This window comes from Spirulina sp. LEGE 11439, from assembly GCF_059821285.1.
Map to the genome: position 1 here is coordinate 1 of NZ_JCAMRX010000064.1, position 20,141 is coordinate 20,141.

Annotated in this window: 18 protein-coding genes; 4 read left to right on the forward strand and 14 right to left on the reverse strand. The window is 43.8% G+C overall.

Annotation, left to right across the window (positions count from 1 at the left end; all coding sequences use genetic code 11):
- Positions 1-29: 29 nt before the first annotated feature.
- From AC6RV6_RS26380 to uvrC, 4 genes are all read right to left on the reverse strand, one after another.
- On the reverse strand, positions 30-215 hold the full coding sequence (locus AC6RV6_RS26380) for a hypothetical protein (protein WP_500243875.1): 186 nt from the start codon (positions 213-215) through the stop codon (positions 30-32).
- Positions 212-478 carry a hypothetical protein gene (locus AC6RV6_RS26385; RefSeq protein WP_500243876.1) on the reverse strand — a complete coding sequence of 89 codons (267 nt, stop codon included), beginning with the start codon at positions 476-478 and terminating at the stop codon, positions 212-214. Before AC6RV6_RS26385 ends, AC6RV6_RS26380 begins: the two co-directional genes overlap by 4 nt.
- Positions 479-577: 99 nt before the next feature.
- Positions 578-1,417, reverse strand: a complete 840-nt coding sequence (locus AC6RV6_RS26390; RefSeq protein ID WP_500243877.1) for an Rpn family recombination-promoting nuclease/putative transposase — start codon at positions 1,415-1,417, stop codon at positions 578-580.
- A gap of 105 nt (positions 1,418-1,522) precedes the next feature.
- Entirely contained in the window at positions 1,523-3,418 is a 1,896-nt protein-coding gene (gene uvrC, locus AC6RV6_RS26395) for an excinuclease ABC subunit UvrC (protein WP_500243878.1), read from the reverse strand.
- Between the two features lie 402 nt (positions 3,419-3,820).
- On the opposite strand from uvrC, the gene AC6RV6_RS26400 reads away from it, so the two are divergent.
- Positions 3,821-8,086, forward strand: a complete 4,266-nt coding sequence (locus tag AC6RV6_RS26400; RefSeq protein WP_500243879.1) for a CHAT domain-containing protein — start codon at positions 3,821-3,823, stop codon at positions 8,084-8,086.
- A 106-nt stretch (positions 8,087-8,192) separates the two neighbouring features.
- Here the strand turns inward: AC6RV6_RS26400 and AC6RV6_RS26405 are convergent, their stop codons facing one another.
- A complete protein-coding gene (locus AC6RV6_RS26405) occupies positions 8,193-8,705 on the reverse strand; it encodes a DinB family protein (protein WP_500243880.1) in 513 nt (170 codons plus the stop codon).
- Positions 8,706-8,745: 40 nt separating this feature from the next.
- Positions 8,746-9,357, reverse strand: a complete 612-nt coding sequence (locus AC6RV6_RS26410) for a Uma2 family endonuclease (protein WP_500243881.1) — start codon at positions 9,355-9,357, stop codon at positions 8,746-8,748.
- Positions 9,358-9,458: 101 nt separating this feature from the next.
- Between AC6RV6_RS26410 and AC6RV6_RS26415 the strand changes: the two genes are divergently transcribed.
- Entirely contained in the window at positions 9,459-11,339 is a 1,881-nt protein-coding gene (locus AC6RV6_RS26415; protein WP_500243882.1) for a GTPase family protein, read from the forward strand.
- A gap of 59 nt (positions 11,340-11,398) precedes the next feature.
- On the opposite strand, the gene AC6RV6_RS26420 is transcribed toward AC6RV6_RS26415, so the two are convergent.
- The 3 genes from AC6RV6_RS26420 to AC6RV6_RS26430 form a co-directional block, all read right to left on the reverse strand.
- Complete coding sequence (locus tag AC6RV6_RS26420; protein WP_500243883.1) at positions 11,399-11,554, reverse strand: hypothetical protein; 156 nt, start codon at positions 11,552-11,554, stop codon at positions 11,399-11,401.
- Between the two features lie 299 nt (positions 11,555-11,853).
- Entirely contained in the window at positions 11,854-12,270 is a 417-nt protein-coding gene (locus tag AC6RV6_RS26425; protein WP_500243884.1) for a ribosomal maturation YjgA family protein, read from the reverse strand.
- An 85-nt stretch (positions 12,271-12,355) separates the two neighbouring features.
- Positions 12,356-13,018, reverse strand: coding sequence for an LmeA family phospholipid-binding protein (locus tag AC6RV6_RS26430; RefSeq protein ID WP_500243885.1), 663 nt, complete (start codon positions 13,016-13,018; stop codon positions 12,356-12,358).
- Between the two features lie 268 nt (positions 13,019-13,286).
- Here AC6RV6_RS26430 and AC6RV6_RS26435 point away from each other — a divergent pair, with 268 nt between their 5' ends.
- Entirely contained in the window at positions 13,287-14,114 is an 828-nt protein-coding gene (locus tag AC6RV6_RS26435; protein WP_500243886.1) for a lysophospholipid acyltransferase family protein, read from the forward strand.
- A gap of 70 nt (positions 14,115-14,184) precedes the next feature.
- On the opposite strand, the gene AC6RV6_RS26440 is transcribed toward AC6RV6_RS26435, so the two are convergent.
- From AC6RV6_RS26440 to AC6RV6_RS26450, 3 genes are all read right to left on the reverse strand, one after another.
- Positions 14,185-14,541 carry a carbon dioxide-concentrating mechanism protein CcmK gene (locus AC6RV6_RS26440; RefSeq protein WP_500243887.1) on the reverse strand — a complete coding sequence of 119 codons (357 nt, stop codon included), beginning with the start codon at positions 14,539-14,541 and terminating at the stop codon, positions 14,185-14,187.
- Between the two features lie 67 nt (positions 14,542-14,608).
- A complete protein-coding gene (locus AC6RV6_RS26445; protein WP_500243905.1) occupies positions 14,609-14,914 on the reverse strand; it encodes a BMC domain-containing protein in 306 nt (101 codons plus the stop codon).
- Between the two features lie 175 nt (positions 14,915-15,089).
- Complete coding sequence (locus AC6RV6_RS26450; RefSeq protein ID WP_500243888.1) at positions 15,090-15,617, reverse strand: DUF4149 domain-containing protein; 528 nt, start codon at positions 15,615-15,617, stop codon at positions 15,090-15,092.
- Between the two features lie 213 nt (positions 15,618-15,830).
- Here AC6RV6_RS26450 and AC6RV6_RS26455 point away from each other — a divergent pair, with 213 nt between their 5' ends.
- Positions 15,831-17,087, forward strand: coding sequence for an ATP-binding protein (locus AC6RV6_RS26455; protein WP_500243889.1), 1,257 nt, complete (start codon positions 15,831-15,833; stop codon positions 17,085-17,087).
- Positions 17,088-17,133: 46 nt separating this feature from the next.
- On the opposite strand, the gene AC6RV6_RS26460 is transcribed toward AC6RV6_RS26455, so the two are convergent.
- Positions 17,134-19,857: a S8 family serine peptidase gene (locus tag AC6RV6_RS26460; RefSeq protein WP_500243890.1), complete on the reverse strand. Its 2,724-nt coding sequence runs from the start codon at positions 19,855-19,857 to the stop codon at positions 17,134-17,136.
- Between the two features lie 21 nt (positions 19,858-19,878).
- Positions 19,879-20,064 (reverse strand): hypothetical protein, encoded by a 186-nt coding sequence (locus AC6RV6_RS26465; protein ID WP_500243891.1) that lies wholly within the window; start codon positions 20,062-20,064, stop codon positions 19,879-19,881.
- Positions 20,065-20,141: the final 77 nt, after the last annotated feature.

Consider the following 20,141-nt stretch of genomic DNA (forward strand, 5'->3'; position numbering starts at 1 on the left):
TTCATTTTTACTGTACTATTTATCTCTTTTTAGCACAACAACTTCGGTAGACCCTCATGTTCTAATTGCATTGTTAGATTGTCTAACTCTAAAGTTGCTGCTTCGATCGCAAAACGACTGCGACGCAAATTCGCCAATAATCTCTGATTGGTTTCAGGACTGGGAATCGAGGATTGATTTGTCATGGTAAATTCCACTCGGTAAGGAGTTATCATCTTTCGCGATCTTCTCGAATCAATTCGGTACTATCTGGAAAATTATCGGGAATAGAGGATCGTCGCTTGCGACGATGAGAAATCTCGGCAAGGATCGAACGAACTTGTTCTCTCTTCTTGTTTTGAAGAGAGGATTCGATCGCGATCGCATTTTCCAATAACGTTAAAACTTGTGCATTGATATTGCGCTCGTCTTGCTTAGCCATCTCTTCAATTTTAAAATAGAGATGGTCTGGAATATTTTGCAAAATGAGAGATTGCATCAGACTTAAATTAATTGAGCAATATTGGGATTATAGCGCAATTTCAACTGCGATCGCTTTTCCTGAGAATATCTCAAAATAGCGATCGCCAGAGTCCAATTATTCCGAGTCGTTGCGATCGCCATCTTCTGGATTTGGTTGTAAGGTTTGAAGTTGTGCGATCGACAAACCCGTAGCATTTGCAACTTGTTCCCAACTCATCCCCATTGCCAGTAAATTTAGAGCAATCTGCTGACGACCTTCCTGAAGACCTTCCTGACGACCTTCCTGAAGACCTTCCCGAAGACCTTCCCGAAGACCTTCTTCTCTAGCTTCTTGTCTGAGTTCTTGATAAATAACCGACTCTTGCATGATATCTCTCCTCAAAACTCTGTTGATGAGTTCTTTCTCTAATACTAACCCAGCGAGGATCGATGTTGAGGCAGCAATATTCAATTGCGTTCGACGATTAGGAATTTCCTCGACTCGCCGTGCGACTTCTCGTAAAATATCCTCCTTTTCTTCTGTTTGACTTAATACGGCAAAAGGCAATAAACCCGGCGTATTGAGAAAAATTGAGGTTGGCTGTTCCCATAAGCGAATCACCTCAAATTCATGCTGCAATCCACTAATCTCAAAGCGATTTTGATAAGCTAAAGGCGAACGGGTTTGCTTGAGATAAACCACAATTTGTCGCATATCTCGACCCGGAAAGCGACGATAAACTCGTAACCGATAATCTGCCATGCGAAAAGGGATTTCTGCATCAACCCCCGTTTGAAATTCAACGTGCAGAACAAGGTTTAAAGACTGTCGCAAAATCAAAGAATCCGTGCGAATGGGCTCGAGAGATAGTTCTGTGGGACTGAGTTCGGTTAAGACAATGGGTTCGCCTAGTAACCAAGTCGCAATATCCCGCGAAAATTCTTCGGCCATGAATTTACAAATATTATCAAACATAATTTCTGTACTCTACTGCGATCGCGCATTTCATTATATCGTTGCCATCTCGTATCTCTCCAATCCTATCGTAAAGTTCAAGAGAGAAATATCTCTCAATCCATATCAACTTGGATGAAAATAAGCATAGATTTCTCGTGCCAAATGCAAACCAATTCCAGGGACTTCTTGTAATTGTTCTAAACTGGCTTCGCGAATATAATCAATAGAATGAAAATGAGCGAGTAATTGTTTTTGACGCTCAAATCCTAACCCCGGAATAGCATCTAAACGCGATCGCCGACCCTGTTTTAAGCGTTGTTGTCGGTGAAAGCTAACGGCAAAGCGATGCGCTTCATCTCGCACTCGTCGTAATAATTGTACCCCCGGCTGTTCTGCGTCGGTTTCTAAGGGTAAAGATTCTCCCGGTAAGAAGATTTCCTCGCGTTGTTTAGCCAAACTCACGACTTTTAACTCTTCCAATAAAGGATTTTCTACATTTCCTTGCAAGACTGCCATAACTGCCGAAAGTTGACCCTTTCCCCCATCAATCATGATTAAATCGGGGAAGTCTGCATCGTTCTGAGGGTTTAAATTCGGGTCTTCGAGATACTTGCGAAAGCGTCGCCCGATAACCTCTGCTAAACTGGCAAAGTCATCCGATCGCCCCACCCGAATCTCGGGGTTTTTGATTTTATAATGGCGATAATGCTGCTTTGCCGGAACGCCATCCACAAAGACAACTTGTGAGGCAACAGCATTCGATCCTTGAATGTGAGAAATGTCGTAACCTTCGATGCGCTTGGGAATTTCCGGTAAATCGAGAATGTCTGCTAAATCTTGCAAAGATTTTTCGTCGCGATCGCGTTGTTTCTGCGTTCTCTCTAATTCATAGCCGGCATTTCGCTCCACCATCTCGATTAAGTCCGCCTTGCTTTGTCGTTGAGGGGTAAAAACATTCACTTTTCTTCCTCGTCGTTGCGCCAGCCACTCTGCCAAAATTTCCCCCTCGGGTAACGCGTGCTGCACGAGAATTTCGGCGGGAATTTCTACCGGATCCACCTGTAAATAATGTTCCTCTAGCACTCGTTGTAAAATTGCGGCGGGGGTTCCCGATCCGGTTTCTGCAAAATACCCCAATCGTCCCACCAATTTCCCTGCCCGCACTTGAAAGAGTTGGATGCAGCAATAGCGATCGTCTCTCGCTAAAGCGATCGCATCCCGGGACACTGTATCGTCGGATAACGCGACCTTTTGATCGGCGTGCAGTGCATCCAAACCCTGAATGCGATCGCGAACTTGCGCCGCTATTTCAAAGTCTAATGCTGTTGCGGCTTTTTCCATTTGTTTCTGCAACAATTGGCTTAATTCTCGGCTTCTCCCTTGAAAGACCATGGCGATTTTTTCGAGAGTTTTGCGATAATCTTCTGGGGTAATCAGATTTTGGCAAACCCCCGGACAGCGACCGATATCGTAATTGAGACAGGGACGATCTTTAAATAAAGGTTTGGGACGTTGGCGAAGAGGAAAAAGACGCTTGACGAGATAAAGGGTTTGGCGCAATAATCGCACGTCTACATAGGGACCGTAATAGCGATCGCGACTATTTTTTAAGCGACGCTTGCGAGTAATAAAAATACGCGGATAATCTTCCGACCAAGTAATGCAAACATAAGGATATTTTTTGTCATCCTTAAGTAATACATTATAGTGAGGCTGATGCCGTTTAATCAGATTGGCTTCTAAAGCGAGAGCCTCGGCTTCCGTATCCGTGACAATAAACTCAATTTCCGTCACCTGACGCACCATCATGGCAATTCTGTCACTGAGTCTTTGGGAGTCGCGAAAATAAGACCGCACTCGCGATCGCAATTTCTTCGATTTGCCAATATAGAGAATACCATCAGTTCCATCTCGCATTAAATAAACGCCGGGTTCCGGGGGAATTTCCTGCAATCGCATTTCGAGGCGATCGGGATATTGCAAAAAGGTTTGAGGTTGTGTGGATAAATTGGGGAACATTAACCGGAACTCCTTGACCCGATTTTACGGGAAACCCTGCGTTTTCGTCTGCGATGATGGCTGGAAAACTCTATTCTATCGTCAATTGTTAGCAAGACTGCACCTTCGATTGCAACAAAATACTCTTGACAAAGGAAAAAAAGTAAAATAGACAGTTTAGAAATTGGCGAGCTAACTGACTTCTTTGCTCTCTTCAATTTGAGCGATCGCTAATGTCAAAATTCCTATTTTCAAGCGGTTTTTACCTTTATTGCTTCTCTTTGGTAAAACAAATATCGAGGGAGCGATAAACTTACGATATCGCGTCAATTATGAAGCTGTCATGTTGATTGGTTTTTATTCCAGCATAAAAAATATTCTTATCTTAAGATTGAAATTAGGTGGCTCTTCAACCCAAAACTCATGCTGTGCGATCGCTCTTTTTTTACTTTTTCTTTATTTATTACTTTGGGAGTTAATGGAATTCTCCAAAGACCTGTTACGGCTCAAACAATTGTCCCCGCTTCGGATGAAATTCAGACCAGAATTGAACAAAAGAATAATATTTATACCATTGAAGGAGGGTTGCGATCGGGGGACAATCTCTTCCACAGTTTTGAGGAATTTGGCTTAAGCACGGGAGAAATTGCTAATTTCTTAGCCAATCCCAATATTCATAACATTCTCACCCGCATTGTTGGTGGGAATCCTTCTTTAATTGATGGCTTAATTCAAACGACTGGAAGCAATGCAAACCTTTATCTAATCAATCCTGCGGGCATTGTCTTTGGTGCAAATGCCGGTTTAAATGTATCGGGAGACTTTTTTGCGACAACTGCGACAGGAATTGGCTTTTCAGAGGATATTTTTAATGTTTTCGGAGAGAATAATTATGCCAATTTAACGGGAATACCTTTAACCTTTGAATTCGATCTTGAAAATCCCGCACCTATTATTAATGGGGGACATTTGACAGTAAATCCGGAACAAAACTTGGGTTTAATTGGTGGGAGCGTTATTAACACGGGAACGTTAACTGCTAAGGGTGGTAATATTCTCGTGACTGCTGTGCCGGGAACCCGCCGCGTAAGATTGTCTCAACAGGATAGTTTATTAAGTCTGGAAATTGAACTTCCACTCTCAGAAGGAGGGGACATTTTACCGATTACTCCTCTCGATCTTCCTGAATTACTTGTAGGTGCAGAACAACAGAATATTGCTACGGGATTAATAACCAATCTCAATGGAGAAATAGAGACGGCGATCGGTACAACGATCCCCCAAGAAATGGGAACGACATGGGTAACGGGGAATGTTGAGGTTGATAGTATGACAGGAGAGGGGGGGAATATCGGGATTTTTGGCGATCGCGTTATCTTCAATCATGCCAACGTCGATGCGTCCGGACAAAATGGCGGCGGGACGATATTAATCGGAGGTGACTATCAAGGACAAGGAAATTCACCAACTGCAACCCATACTTCGATCGACCAAAATACCAGCATTCGAGCCGATGCGATCGCGGAAGGCAATGGCGGCACGATTATTGCTTGGTCTGATGAAAATACAGAAATTCACGGCATTTTAAGCGCCCGAGGAGGAGTCAATGCAGGAGATGGCGGACTGATAGAAACCTCGAGCAAACAAACCCTACAAATTACATCAACTCCCGATGCTTCGGCACGATTTGGCACAGGAGGAACTTGGCTCATCGATCCTACAAATATTAGAATTTGTAATGCTTGTGTGGGTTCGGGAGGGATAGGAACGAGCGTCATTGATGTGAATAATATTAATGCGGCTTTGAACGGCGGTACGGGAGTCACGATTACAACCAGTATCGGAGGAGTAGATGCGGGAAATATCCTCCAAGATGCCGATGCGTTCATTCAAAAAACGGCTGGCACATCGGCGACGCTCCTTTTTTACGCTCATAATGATATTATTCTCCAAGGCGGGATTGAATCAACTTCCGGGCAGCTTTATACAGGCATCTTTGCAGATGGAACCGATCCGGTTTCTGCTTCACCGAGTTTTATTTCTAGCGATAATTCTGGCAGAGTTGTTATTGATAAGCCAATTATTAGTAATGGGGGAAATATTCGCCTCTACGGACGGAATACCCAAGCAAATCTAACCGCCGTTGAAGTTAATGCCGATCTTAACTCGGGTGGCGGTCTCATTGATATTAATGGTGCAAACTTTAGTACAACCGCCGATGATAGTTCTCATGGGGTTGAAATTAACGGGAATCTCAGTGCTGGAAATGGCGCGATCGCCATTCAAGGAAGCAGTATTAATGGCTCGGGAGTGAATATAGATAGTAGTGTATCGATCGCCTCGAGTGGAGGAGCGATCGATCTTGTTGGTATCAGCGCACATGATGATGGCATGGATATCAATGGCACTATTAACTCGGGAGGAGGACAAATCGATCTTTGGGGCGCTAATCAAAATACTGGTGATGGCGACGATCAAGGCGTTGAAATTAGTGGCAATATTAACTCGGGAGGAGGAAATATTATGGTGACGGGAACGGGAACTACAGTGGGAATTGATATTGTTAAACCAATCGATTCTAGTGGCGGATCGATTGGGTTTCGCGGCATCAGTTCCTCGGGAGTTGGCGTTATTGTACAAAATATTGTAGATTCGGGAACGGGTACGATTGGAGTTTCGACCGATCGAATTGATTTGAGTGATGTGAATGCAAATTTAAGAGGAACGAATGCTTTAATTTTTCGTCCCGAAAACGCCAATCAAACCCTCACTTTAGGAGGAACGGGAGCGGCAAATACAACATTTCTCAACGATACGGAAATTGGCAACCTACACAATACCTTTTCTTCTATTCGCATTGAAGATAATGCTTCCGGTACGGCAATTGTCGAACTGAATAATTCTGCGAACTTTCAAGATAATTTAGTGATTCAAGACGTTGCTGAACTGATCGGTCCTGACTCTAACCGCAATTGGACCCTCACTGGCAGTAACCAAGGTAGGATTGATGGCTATGTTAATGCGATATCTTTTAATAATGTTGCCACAATCCGAGGCGGAAACGCTCGAGATACGTTTGCGTTTGATGCAGGTGTTAATTTTAACGGCACAATTGATGGGGGAGCGGGAATTGATACCCTTGACTATACCCATTATGGTAGTGCTGCTACCGTCGATCTGCTCAATAATACGGCCACGGGAACTCTAGGAATTTTGAATATTGAAGGGGCGATCGCTGCCACTTCTGCAACTCCTCCAACTCCTTCCACTGCTGCAACTCCTCCAACTCCTCTCATTAATCTTCCCAAAGGAGAAGAGATTGTATATATGCCTTGGTTGACAACACCTCCAACTCATATCGATGCGTTATCGAGTTTCGGGAAAGACGATCGCCCAGAAATCAATGGGATCGATCGCCAAAAAATAGCCGATTTCCTTGATAGTGGCGACTTAGAAAACGCGATCGCCGCGCTCGATCGCTACTACAGCAAAAACTTTTTACACTATCTGGGTAAAGAAGATGATGCAACAATGACTTCGTTAGCAGATATTCAGCGAGTTTTGCAGCAAATGGAAGGCGAAACCGGAACCACTGCAGCAACGATTTATATTTTTGCACGTCCCGAACAACTCGATCTCATTTTAGTTCCTCCACGAGGCGAACCGCTTCGCTATGCCCTCCCAGAAGTCTCTCGGGCGACTCTCCTCTCGGAAATCTACAGCTTTCAAGAAGCGATCGCTCACCCCATCCACCGCCGCAATACCCGCTATCTCCCTCCCGCCCAACAACTCTACAAATGGTTAATCGCGCCGACGGAAAAGGATTTACATCGTTTTAATGTTGATACTCTCATGTTTGTTCTCGATGACGGTTTGCGAACATTACCGATGGCAGCCTTGCACGATGGCAAACAGTTTGCGATCGAAAATTATGCGATTTCTTTAATCCCCAGCCTGCATTTAGTGCCAACCCGTTACACCGATATTCGCAATAGTTCGATGGTAGCGATGGGAATGTCAGAATTTACCGATAATGAGTCTTTACCGGCGGTTCCCGTGGAAGTTGAGACCATTGCCGAAGAATTCAATACTCCCGATACCTTCCTCAATGAAACCTTTACCTTCAAGGATTTGCAACGGGAATCCTCTCGCAAGGGAGCGCAAATCCTCCATTTAGCCACTCACGGACAGTTTCAACCCGGTACTCCTTCCGAGTCTTACATTCAACTGTGGGATCGCGCTCTAACTTTAACAGAAATGGCGGCCTTGAATTGGGGGGAGAACGCTATTGAGTTATTGGTATTAAGTGCCTGTCGTACAGCTTTGGGAGATGAAAGTGCCGAGTATGGCTTTGCCGGGTTAACGGTACAATCGGGAGTAAGTTCGGCTGTGGCGAGTCTCTGGTATGCCAATGATGCAGGCACATTGGCACTCATGACCGAATTTTATCGCCAATTGCGAGCAAGACCGACGAAAGCGCAAGCTTTACAACAGGCACAAATTGCTCTGATTCGCGAAGAGGTGCGCTTAGAAAAAGAAGAGAGTTTGGCAAATAATAAAGAAACCGGAGAATTAGTCAGTCCTTTCGGACGAGTCACATTGCCCCCCGAGTTAGCCAATTTGAGCGATCGCGCATTTCAACATCCCTATTATTGGTCGGGTTTTACTTTAATTGGTTCTCCGTGGTAACGGCGAGTGGAGATTTTTTGTTCTTCGTCCACCGCATCATTGCAGAAAGATTAAGATAATGCAACAGATTGTCATGCGATCGCTAAATCTTGATTTTTTCCACCCACTAATTCACATTGGTTTCAAATTGAGGCAGCCAAGGAATATCGGTAATACCAGGATCGTAGCCTAACTGTTTCATTAACGTAGTGACTTGTCCTCGATGATGAGTTTGATGATTAAACATATGCGTTACTAAACACCAAGTGGGTAGCGTTCTGGTTTTACCATCAACATTACTGGTATAAGTAAAAGATTGCATTAACCATTCTTCGCTTAATCTTTGCGTCCAATTTACAATTTCGCGATCGAGGCTTTGCCGTCGCCTTCGCATTTCGCTAAAATCGTTAAAGAGTTCGGAATCTATTTTTTGTGGTGTGTAGCGATTTTGCGCTAAGCGCTCCATCCAAGCAAGATCGCCGTATAGCAAATGATTGAGAGTCCCGTGAATGGATTTAAAAAATGCACCGATATCTTTTTTGCGATCGCGATCGGAAATTTGTTCGCAAATGGCATAGATTTTCTCGTTCATCCATTGATTATATTGCGCCATTAACTGATAGTTATTTCTCAAACTCATTATTTTTCTCTCCGGATCAATATTTTTCTGATTCTAATTGTCAATCTGCCTGAAAAATTTCCTCTACTGTTAATACTAATTCTGGAAAAGTCGGTGAAATAATCGTCGATGAGTCTCGAAACTGTTGAACCTCCTGATATTCTCCATTTTCTAACCAATAAATAGAAATTGTGGGCTGTTTGGGAGAACCAATATAACGAGAAGCCCCCAAAGCTAAATAATCCACAATCCAATATTCTTTCACTCCTAATGCTTCATACTCTGCTAATTTCATTAAATAATCATCCCGCCAATTTGTCGAAACAACTTCTATTGCTAACTGAATAGGTTCGCGCAAAGCGCTATAATCTTTAGGATTAGACTGCCAAACCGTCTTATCAATTAGGCTGACATCTGGCGTTCTTCCTTGGTCTAACCCATCCAATCGCTTGACTTTAATTGAGGCTGTGCGCGTAACGCGATAATTTAAGGTTAAACGCCGAATTTCATCATTAAAGGAGAACAGTAGAAAGTCTGCAATATCATCATGTTTTCGGGTTGCCATTTTTTCAATAATTTGTCCGTCGATCAACTCATAACGCTTGCCATCTTGCGGGCAAAGCTGCAAAAATTCTTCAAAAGAAATAGATTGGGTTTGGGCTTGAACGATCATGGCTTGCGAAAGTGTTGGCGATCGCTTGAGGGCAATCGATTTGAGGCAAAGGACAATAAGAATATTTTACACTAGATCGATAAAGCGTTAGAGTTGGGCAAATGGTATCTTTAAAACCTTGGCAGTGGGTCGTTTTGGTAACACCGATCGCAGCGATCGCGCTCTTTTTTCTGGTTGCCGCCGGCGGACAAATTCACGCATGGGGGCTTAATTGGATTTGGGGATTATTTATTCTCACTTTTGTTGGCTGGCGCTGGCTGTTGGTGAAATGGACAAAACCGCAAATTGTTTCCCCAGAAGTCGCAATGATGGAACTCGAAACACCGCTAGAAGCCGGAGAAACGAACCCAGAAACCCTCAAACAAGCCGAAAATGCGCTACAACATATCCTGAGACAAACTCGCACGGATGCGCCATTTTGGGAGGACTGGCCGACGTTTTGGCAGCGCTGTCAGGAGATGACGATCGCGATCGCCCATATCTATCATCCTGAAGTGAAATATCCCCTCCTCAACATTTACATCCCTCAAGCCTATGGACTCATTCGCGGCACCGTAGATGACTTGGATCGCTGGATGCAGCAGCTTTCTCCCGTTCTCGATCGCGTCACCGTCGGACAGGCTTATCGGACTTATGAGATGTATCAAAAAATAGAACCCTCTGCGAAAACTCTCGTTAAAGTGTGGAATTGGGCGCAATGGGTTGTTAATCCCGCCGCCGCTTTGGCCAAACAAGTCAGTAAACCGGCAACGGATGAAGCAAACCAACAACTTCTCGCCAATTTCGGCCAACTTCTGCGAGAAGCAGCCTTAAAAAATCTCTGCCAGCAAGCGATCGCTCTTTACGGTAATACTTCCTCACCGGAACTGGAGGTTAAACCCAAGGATACGCAAACCTTACAAGAAATTCTCGAGCGATCGCAACCCGTGGCAGAAATTGCGACCAAACCGCTCAATATTCTCCTTGTCGGGCGCACTGGAGCCGGCAAAAGTAGCCTCATTAATACGCTTTTTAACCGCGATCGCGCCGAAGTGGATGTTTTACCCAGTACCGACAAAATTCAAAATTATCACTGGTACACTCAAACCGGAGAAACTCTCACTTTATGGGATACTCCCGGTTACGAACAAACCAGCCGGGAAGATTTGCGGGAACTGGTATTAGATTTTGCAACGAAGGCAGATTTAATTTTAGTCGTCACTCCCGCCCTCGATCCCGCCCTACAAATGGATGCAGACTTCCTACAAGAGATTAAAAATACTATTGCAGACTTACCTGCGATCGCTGTCGTTACCCAAGTCGATCGCCTGCGTCCCGTCCGGGAATGGCAACCCCCCTACGACTGGCAACACGGACATCGTCCCAAGGAAAAAGCCATTCGCGGGGCAGTGGAATATCGCCTTGAAAATTTAGGGGATTTTTGTGCGGGGGCATTTCCTCTCGTCAGCCGCGATCGCCATTCTTGGGGTGCCGATGCCCTCTCTATCGCCCTGATCGAAGCGATCGATCCCACCCAACAAATTCGCCTCGCCCGATTTTTGCGCGATCGCGATAGCAAAACCCTCGCCGCGGCCAAAATTATCGATCGCTACAGTTTCCAAATGACCACCACGCAAGGATTAACTGAATTATTAAAAAGTCCGGTTCTGCAATTTATTTCGACTCTGACCACCGGCTCCCCAACTTTAGCCTATTTACTTGCCGAACAAATTCCCATCGAACAATTACCCATTGTTATCGGTAAACTACAAATGGCTTACGATCTATTCTCTCTCTTCAGTGCAGAAAATTCCAATTCTCCTGCTTTCGATTTATTGGCTCTCTGGCCATTATTATTAGAGCAATCTCTCTCCTCTGAAGAACGCCAGCCAACTGCTAAAACAGCCAAGGCTTTAGGTTATGCTCTTGTCGAATATTGGACGCAACCATTAAATATCGAACAACTGAAAGACACATATAAAGTCTATTTACAACAGTTTTGAAGTGCATCAGAAATCCTCTAATGCACTTCATTCAGCAATCTTAATCGTCAAAACGCATTCTAAAAAATGCCAACTAAAACGAGCATTGTAAACAGAATAAACACGCCAGCTATTGCCAAGAAGATGAGAAAATAAGGCGCGTGGTTGATTTTTTCCAGATATTCATTCCGTTGCCGATCTTCTTCAGTTAAGGGTGTAAAATTCGTTGTTCCCATGATTCTTTACCTCTGAATGGATTAGGGTAATGCAAATCCCCCAATATAAAACTACATTGAGTATGAATAGCGCTTATTTACTTTCAACCCAGAGGGTACAATAATAAGCATCTGTCGTTGGTCTTGGGAGAATTGGTCTAACTTGTTTTTGACTTGGTTTTCATGTTAGACTATTGCAAGAAATAAAATGAACGATATTGATAAAAGTACAGAAAAGTTAAATTGTTTTAATAAATACAAGGGGCAATATTTATTTCTAAAAGTATCAAAATGTATCCGAATGTAAAGGGGGGTTCTCTTTAATTTTTGCGTTTTGCATAACAAATCACCCAAATTTGCTGCAACCAGAGCCAACTGAGGAAACAGCCGATCGCATAATAGAAAAAGTCTTCAGGAACAAAGGTCGTCCCCAATAACATTCTCCCGGCAAAAGTAGCACGAATAGCTTGCAACCATGCCGGATGCCACAGTTGTAAAAACTCTAAACAGCAAGTAAGAGTAAATACCCAGAGTGGGATTTTTACAACCGCTTTTTTCGTCGGAAAAAAGATAAACAAGAACCAACACCAAGCCATTTCATAAAGAATATCGCCCAAATAATCACTCACCCATTGAACCCCAATACCATTGTAAAATTTGGTCGAGATGCCAATGGGGACAATAACGACGACGGAAATAAAGGCAAGGAAGCGAGGATTAAAGCGTAGTTGTCTCAAGAGCTCATTGCAATAAAAAAGGTCTTAAGCCTCATGCTATAGGACGAGGTCTTAATTTTGAATTCATAATTTTGAATTGACAAAGCTATTTTGCTGGAAATTTTGTCATTTTTGCCGTTGCACTTAAGGTTAGATGGTCGTTTTGTATCTTTAAATTCTGAATTTTTAAAGCAATACCTGTCATCCCAAAATTTCGCAGGCTGAGAATATCCTCCAATTCTTGTACGAGTATTTTAACGTGCTGGGAAGGAAAAGAAGCATGAAGCGATCGCACTTCCAAACTCACGCCTTTTCCCTGTTCTTGAATCGTCGGAATTGCGGTAAAAATGACTGTATTTTGAATTTCTGATAAGATTTCGATTTCTCCAGTTGCCAACAACCGACAAGATACGCGATCGCATAATTTTAAACGATTTAAAGCGAGATCGAAATCTCCTTCGCTCAGTACAAATTCCGCCGTACCTTGACTGGGTTGAGTGAGTACAATATTGCCCATCAATGCTTTAAAGGGACTGACGGCGATCTCGTCCATTTCTAAGGACATTTGCTGCATTCGCAAATCCCCTCGTGTCACTAAACCCGTACCATCAATTAAAAGAGATTCCAATTTCCCTTGAGCGAGAAGTGTAGGATCGGTTTTAACACGGACGTTGAGTTGTTGCGCTTCGTTGAGTTGGCTGGAAAGAGCAAGGGTAGCAATTCTATTGATTGCTTGTTCCCCTATATTTTTGCGATCGAGTAGTAACACGGTTTACCTTATGGAGTTGTTATGACTCATAGTATATAAACAAATGTTAACTTTGTACGAAAAATATTAATTTAGTTTTGGCAATCTGAATTAATTGTTCTGATTTATTGCGATCGCTTCTGCATCAAATAAGCTATAATTGGCAGTCTCAGACATTAATTCAAAAAATAAAATTGTTAGCGCAATAAGTGATGAGAGAACAAAAGCAACATAGACGAATAAAGATAATATAACTAGAAACGGTGCTTATATTTTACGACATTAATTGATGCCCAATTTTGCAGACTCTCGTCCCGGCTGGTCTTTGGACAAACGTAACCCCGATCGCATTCGTTCTTTGATGCCGATGTGGGGCTGGTTTTATCAGTACTATTTTCGCGTGCAGACAGAAGGATGGGACAATATTCCCGATGAACAATTCTTACTCGTTGGGTCTCATAACGGCGGTCTGGCGGCTCCGGATATGGTCATGACAATGTACGATTGGTTTCAACGGTTTGGGACCCAAAGACTCATTTACGGACTCAGCCACGAGAATCTCTGGAAAGTCAACCCTCCCCTCGCGAATCTAGCGATGGAAGTGGGATCGATCGCAGCGCATCCGAAAATGGCGATCGCCGCTATCCGTCGAGGAGCCAGCATTTTAGTCTATCCCGGGGGTGCGAAAGATGTTTTTCGTCCCCATCGCGATCGCAACAAAATTCAATTTGCTGGGCGAGTTGGCTTTATTAAACTAGCCTTGCGAGAAAACCTTTCTATTGTCCCCATTGTTTCTCACGGGGCGCACGATACCTTAATTGTTCTCGAAGATTTCTACGAACAGGCAAAAATATTGCATCAATGGGGGATACCTTGGCTCTTCAATGCCGATCCAGAAGTTTTTCCCGTTTATCTGGGTTTACCTTGGGGATTAGCGATCGGACCTTTGCCTAATTTTCCCCTTCCCGTGCAGATTAAAACGCGCGTTTGTTCCCCCATTACCTTTCCTCGCTACGGACGGGAAGCCGCCAGCGATCGCGATTATGTCCGCGCTTGTGCTGAAAAGGTGAAAACCCAAATGCAGCAACAACTTGACAAGTTATCACAGACAGAATAAAAGGGCAAAATTGCCAATAAAAAGGCGCAAGATTTGCGCCCCTACAACAATCTCGAAGATATAGCTAATTCTACGATTCCGCACCATTCCCGGGGGCAAAAACTCGAGGTCTTTCTACAGATTGGCGGAAAGACTCGACACCCTCATTAAAATCAATAGGGAGGACAGCGACAACATTTTCGTGAGGTCTGGGAATAATCACCCAAGATTCTAAAACCCCACCATAAGCATTTTCTACGGCGGCAATTCCTGCATCCATTGAGGCTTTGACTTCCGAAACATCTCCGCGAATGTTAACCGTGAAGCGGGCGCTACCAACGCGAATATAACCGACTAGCGTAACTCTTCCCGCCTTGACCATTGCATCTGCTGCGGCAAGCACTCCGGGAAATCCTTTTGTTTCAAGCGATCCGACTGCCTCTGGCATTTTCGTTCTCCTAGGTTAATCTAACTCAATCTCGATCGAGAGCATGGGTGGCACAATTTTCAATCTATCATCGAAAGGGTTCGACCGCTTCAGTATATTCGAGAGGCAAAACCGCCACGACATTTTCCGGGGGATTGGGGACAATATAATGAGTGATGACTTGGCCGCCGTAAACATTTTTTGCGGCCTCGATTCCTGCTTCGTGAGAGCGTTTCACCTCTCCCACTTGTCCGCGAATGGCAACGACAAAACGACCGCTTTCTGCTTTGTCGCACCAAACGACAGTAACTTTTGCGGCTTTGACCATAGCATCGGCGGCAGCTAATATGGCGGGAAATCCTAACGTTTCAATGACACTAACGGCTTCTGGCATAAGCGCTTTTTTAACCCAAAACAAGGCAGCTTTGCTATTGTACAGGGTTTGGGGTTTCTCGTCGTTATTGGCACGGAAGCTATAAAAAACCTCTTCCCAGAAGAAAGAGGCTGTAGGAATAATCATCAAAGAATGAAAAAAGAATGAAAAAATGAGTCCATTGCGGAGCGATCGCTTAGGATTCGGGGTACTCATTCCTGACGATCGCTTGACGGTACAACCACCGCAAGAGGGTCACGCCAGCAAGGAGTTTAACGGCTTCTAAGCCCCAATACCCGATTTGCATCGCCATCATTTCCGGTGGCATGCCTGTGGAAGCAGGAGCAAAGAGATCGAGCTGCAGTCCCAAACCACTCATCTGCGGGGTCAAAACATAAGTATATATGAGGGCGATCGCAAACAAAACCCCAGACAAAATGAGAGATAAACGATCTTGACGTTCGGTGAGATGATGATAATAATGAAGAACGAGAACGCCAACGATCGCTAAGGCCGCACATAATAATTCAATGCGGTTAAAAATGCCAAAGACGACGTAGCCCATACTGGCAAAATCTGTTTTGCTCATCATTCCCGTTCCGTATAGACTCGGAAGAATGACGGCATCAAGGAATATACTACTGCTGAGCCAAAAACCTAAGACAAACATGACGATGGTTTGCCAGTTTTTGCTCTTGGAGTAGCGATCTAGAAGAGAATTCACAGTTGTCTCCTTAATTTCGATTGCTCTCTACATTTTTTAGTTTAACAAGCTGGAGCGACAAAACCGATCGCAAAACATGAAGCAATTCCGCTATTTTGATGACTTTCGAGAGGAAAATATTCCTATCTGAATTTTTAAATAAGAAATGTTAAATTTACTTGCTTTTTCCGCTTAAAATTGGTCATATTCTCTTTCTCGATCGCAGTTTTGCTTATGTCTTCCCCTTCTTCTTTTTCCCTTTACTCCCTCATCGAACGAGAATCGCTTTTTCCCGTTTCCGTCAGTCTCGCAACTCTCGAAGCGATCGTGAAAGCATGGGTTGATGTTTTGTTAGCAGAGCAAATTTCAGGGACGCTCTGGATTCATCCCGGTGTTGTGCAAAGATGGTGGGGTGCGATCGCGAACTATGAGAAATGCGGCAGAATTTACTATTGTTATCATCAGGATAGTGAAGAAGCAAGAGAAACAATCTCACTGGTTTTACCCATTCAGACTCAAGAAGTATTTTTATTAATACAATCTCCGCGAATTTGTGGTTTTCTCGTGGCGCGATCGCAAAAGGCTCAAAAATTTTCTCTGTTATACGGTTTTGACTCCCAAATTGTTGAGAAACTTTTACAAGCGATACAACTGCGGATCGCTATTTCCGATACAACCCCTGCCGAACTTTTACAAAACAAAACATTTTGCTGTTCTTCCCAGAGCGATCGCGCTCTCGTCGAACAAATTTTCCGTAAGCAAATGCAATATCGAGATGAAGATTCTCCTTCTTCCGGCGAGGGAGAATCCTTGAATGAAATCTTAACGAGTCAATTATTTCCTCGCGGCATTGAAGAAATTAAAACAACCCTCACTCATATTAAAACCGCGTTAAGTTTGCTGGAATCTTCGCAACTGGATCGCGATCGCCAGCACCGTTATTTAGAACTTCTCAAGCAGGAATATGAGCGTCAAAGTTCCCTCATTAATGGCATGGGATTACTTCTTGAATTGGATCGCCCTCAAAATTTTGCTTCCGTACAACTCGATAATCTCGTTCCTGGAATTGTTAGCACCTATCAACCTCTCGCAATGGAAAGAGGGATTCAACTCGGATATACCATTCCTGCCAGCTTGCCTGCCGTTTCTTGTCCTGCTCACTGGTTACAACAAATTGTTATTGGTTTGCTCAATAATAGTTTGCAATTTACACGAGCCGGGGGCAAAATTTCAGTCATCGCTTCCGTGCAAGATGAATTTGTTCGCCTAGTTTTTAAAGATACAGGAGTTGGCATTGCACCGCATGAATTGTCCCAAATTTTTGAAGGCTTTTATCAAGGAAGAATTACCGCAGATGATGAAGCGATCGGCGCAGGCTTGGGCTTAACCTTAGTTCGACAACTTCTCTCGCGCTGCGGTGGCTCGATTTCTGTCATCAGTCAAGTGGGTAAAGGCTCGGTTTTCAAAGTCTTATTACCTATTAAACCGTAGGGACGTAGAATTCTACGTCCCTACAAATAGAATGGAAACCTGTTAATTAAACAGCTTCAAATTTAAAATGTTGATCGGCAACATCTAATTTGTCCCACGGAATCACGTGAGTGCCATCATTTTCCGAACTGCTACCAATTCCAATACTTTGATTGTACTGTTTATTTAAGAAGTAAAAGAAACCCGAACCAATTCCTTCTAACTTCCATTTCTGGCTGTCATCACTCTGTGACAAACTGAGAAATATATCTCCTTGAGCAGGGGTGCAAGTCATTTTGAGGGTAGGTTTTAACTGATTAACAATATAGTAAAAACCTGCTCCTACCTCGATAAATTTCCATTTTTGATTTCCATTCCATGAATTTTGTACGACTTTAATTACATTAGGATCGCTGCTATCAATGTCCAGAATTTTACCGCTATGTTGAGCGACAATACGATAGTCTTGATTGCGAATAGGCAGCGCTTCTAAACGCCAATGTTGAGCCGCACTATTGGATTTATCGACTAAGACAGCATTGACATTATCGTTCTTACTCTCATTGTCAATCACCAAAACTTTGCAGTTCTTTTGGTCATCCCAGAGTTTTTCTTTGCTCTCTGCGTGTAGCTTTGTCACGAGGTAAAAGCAGCCATTCCCTACTCCGACTAATTTCCACTGGCGATCGTCATAATTTTGGGATAAATCGGCAGCAAATGCCGGAACATCACTTTGAGCAGCGAGGATTTTTTGGGCGTGTTGATTGACAAGGAGATAACATCCATCCCCAGCATCGTGAAATTTCCATTTCTGGCGATCGCGACCATTCCAAGAATTTTGCCGAATTTTGAGAACTTTATTGGCATCATTCGGATCGTCTTCCTCAACTTCGAGAACTTTACCACTGTGCTCGGCAACGAGGCGATAAAATTGCTGAGGCTCGACAGCATTGGCTTCCTGTTGTTTGGATACGGGGAGTAAGGCTTCCGTGACGGCTTTAGCGGCATCGACTCGTCCGTATCCAAACCAAGGACTCCAACTGCCATCGGGATATTCATTCCCTTGAGGATCGCGATCGCTAAATGCGCCATTATCAAACGGGGCAATGGGGGAAACATCCCAAGTTTCAGGATTGAGATCGCCAAGTGCTGGCTCGGGAACCGTAACAGGATATCCTTGAAAGTTTAAATCTTTGGATGCTGTTCGTTGGAGAATGGAAATCACTTCCACAGCCGTAAGATTGGGATTGGCAGAGATAACTAGGGCGGCAATTCCTGCGGTGAGCGGAGTCGCGCTAGAGGTTCCACCAAAATCTGCTGTCAAACCTTGGACGCTATCACCTTTATCTGTGGTAATCCCTAAACCTAACGTAGGTCGTTGAATAGCATCAGTCCGAGGATAGGCATGACTGTTACTACTCGGGGCGCAAAGAGAGATACCTGTACCGTAATTAGAATAATTGCTGCGCTGTGCCGTACTGCCTAAAGCTGCAACCATCATGACTCCCGGAATGCCAACCAGATTATGCTCGAATGAACGAGAAGCCCCTTGTTTTTCAGGCGGATTGGTATTGGGAATGACGGGAAAACCACGCCAAAAATTGTCTCGATCTACTCCTCGATCGTAAGGAACGGCAGGTTGCTGAGGGCTAACCTGATGGGAGATCGGACAATTCTCATTTCCCGCAGCCCAGAGAAAGACGATTCCTTTGCCGCGACGACCGCCATTTTGAGCCAGTTGGGTAATGCGATTAATGACATTTTGAGCAAAGTTATAACGCGGAGACGATCCCCAAGAATTGGAGATGATATCGACTTTATCGGCCAGATAATTCAAGGCAGTTAAGAGTTTGTCATCGCTTGTCAACAAGCCATTTCCTTGCGATTCCCATTTAATGGGCAGCAAGCGACATCCTGCCGCCGCACCCACGGTCAAGATCGCGTCTTTTTCTGCTGCCGCGACTCCCGCACAGGAGGTTCCATGATTTGCATTAGCTTGATGCATATTGTTAGAATTTGCACCAGCATCTCCTTTTCGGATCAAGTTCCGTCCCTGAAAATATCCCCAACCCGCAAATTTATTGGTAGAGTTAAAATCTTCATGGTTGAGTTTGCAGCCATCATCGGTAATACCGATGACGACATCTTTACAGCCGTAATGTTGTAAAATTTTCCACGTATCTTTGCAGTGAGATGAGGAGCGAGGATCGAATAGGTTGGCATTCGGAGCTTTGTAGTCGTTGCGAAGATGCCATTGTTGGGCGTAATTTTGATCTGTTGGCAGTTGAAAATTATAAGCTGTGGCGCGATGGTTCAAGGAATGCTCAGCAATCTCCACCAAATCCTCATTTTCCGTGAGTTGGACGATGAGTTTAACGGGGTTCATCCCGGTTTCTGTGGTTAACTCAAAGAGATAGTCTTTTGGGGAATAGGTCTCTAGTTGGGTTAAATGATATTTACTGGCGAAAGCATTGACTTGCTCTTCTGAGAGAATATCTTTAAAGGTGACAAAGATGCGATCTGTAATCAAGAATTCGTGAGAACCTTCGGCTGTTTCATAGTCGTGGAAGCTGACAGCCTTTTTTCGCGCTTTCACCATCAAGGGTTCGAGGTTTTCTCCCTGACATTGGATGCGGGAGGAAGATCCCGATACTTGTGCGATTTCAACATTATTTAATTCTAGGAGCTCGATCGCCTCGGGAGTCCGACGCACGATAAAGCGATCGCTACGTTTAACAAGATCTACTTTTTTACCATTATGGTATGTGTAACACTGATTGCTATTTGTCATAGTTAATCTAATTCACCTCATTTATCTATTTTTCAGTCGGGAATTTATTCTAACAGAATTTTTCTCAATACTTATTGTTAACTTTTGTCGCTCTCTTTTTTGATTTTTGTAAAACAATATATCTATAGGTTGTATTTTTTTGACTTTTATGTATGAAAAATCAAAATCCATCACAATATAGCCAGAATTTTTGACTTGTTCGGGCATTCTGATGTAACTCGCGCTCCTCATTAATCCCAAAAGCAGCGATCGCGCCTCAAGAACTTCTTGAGGCGCGATCGCTA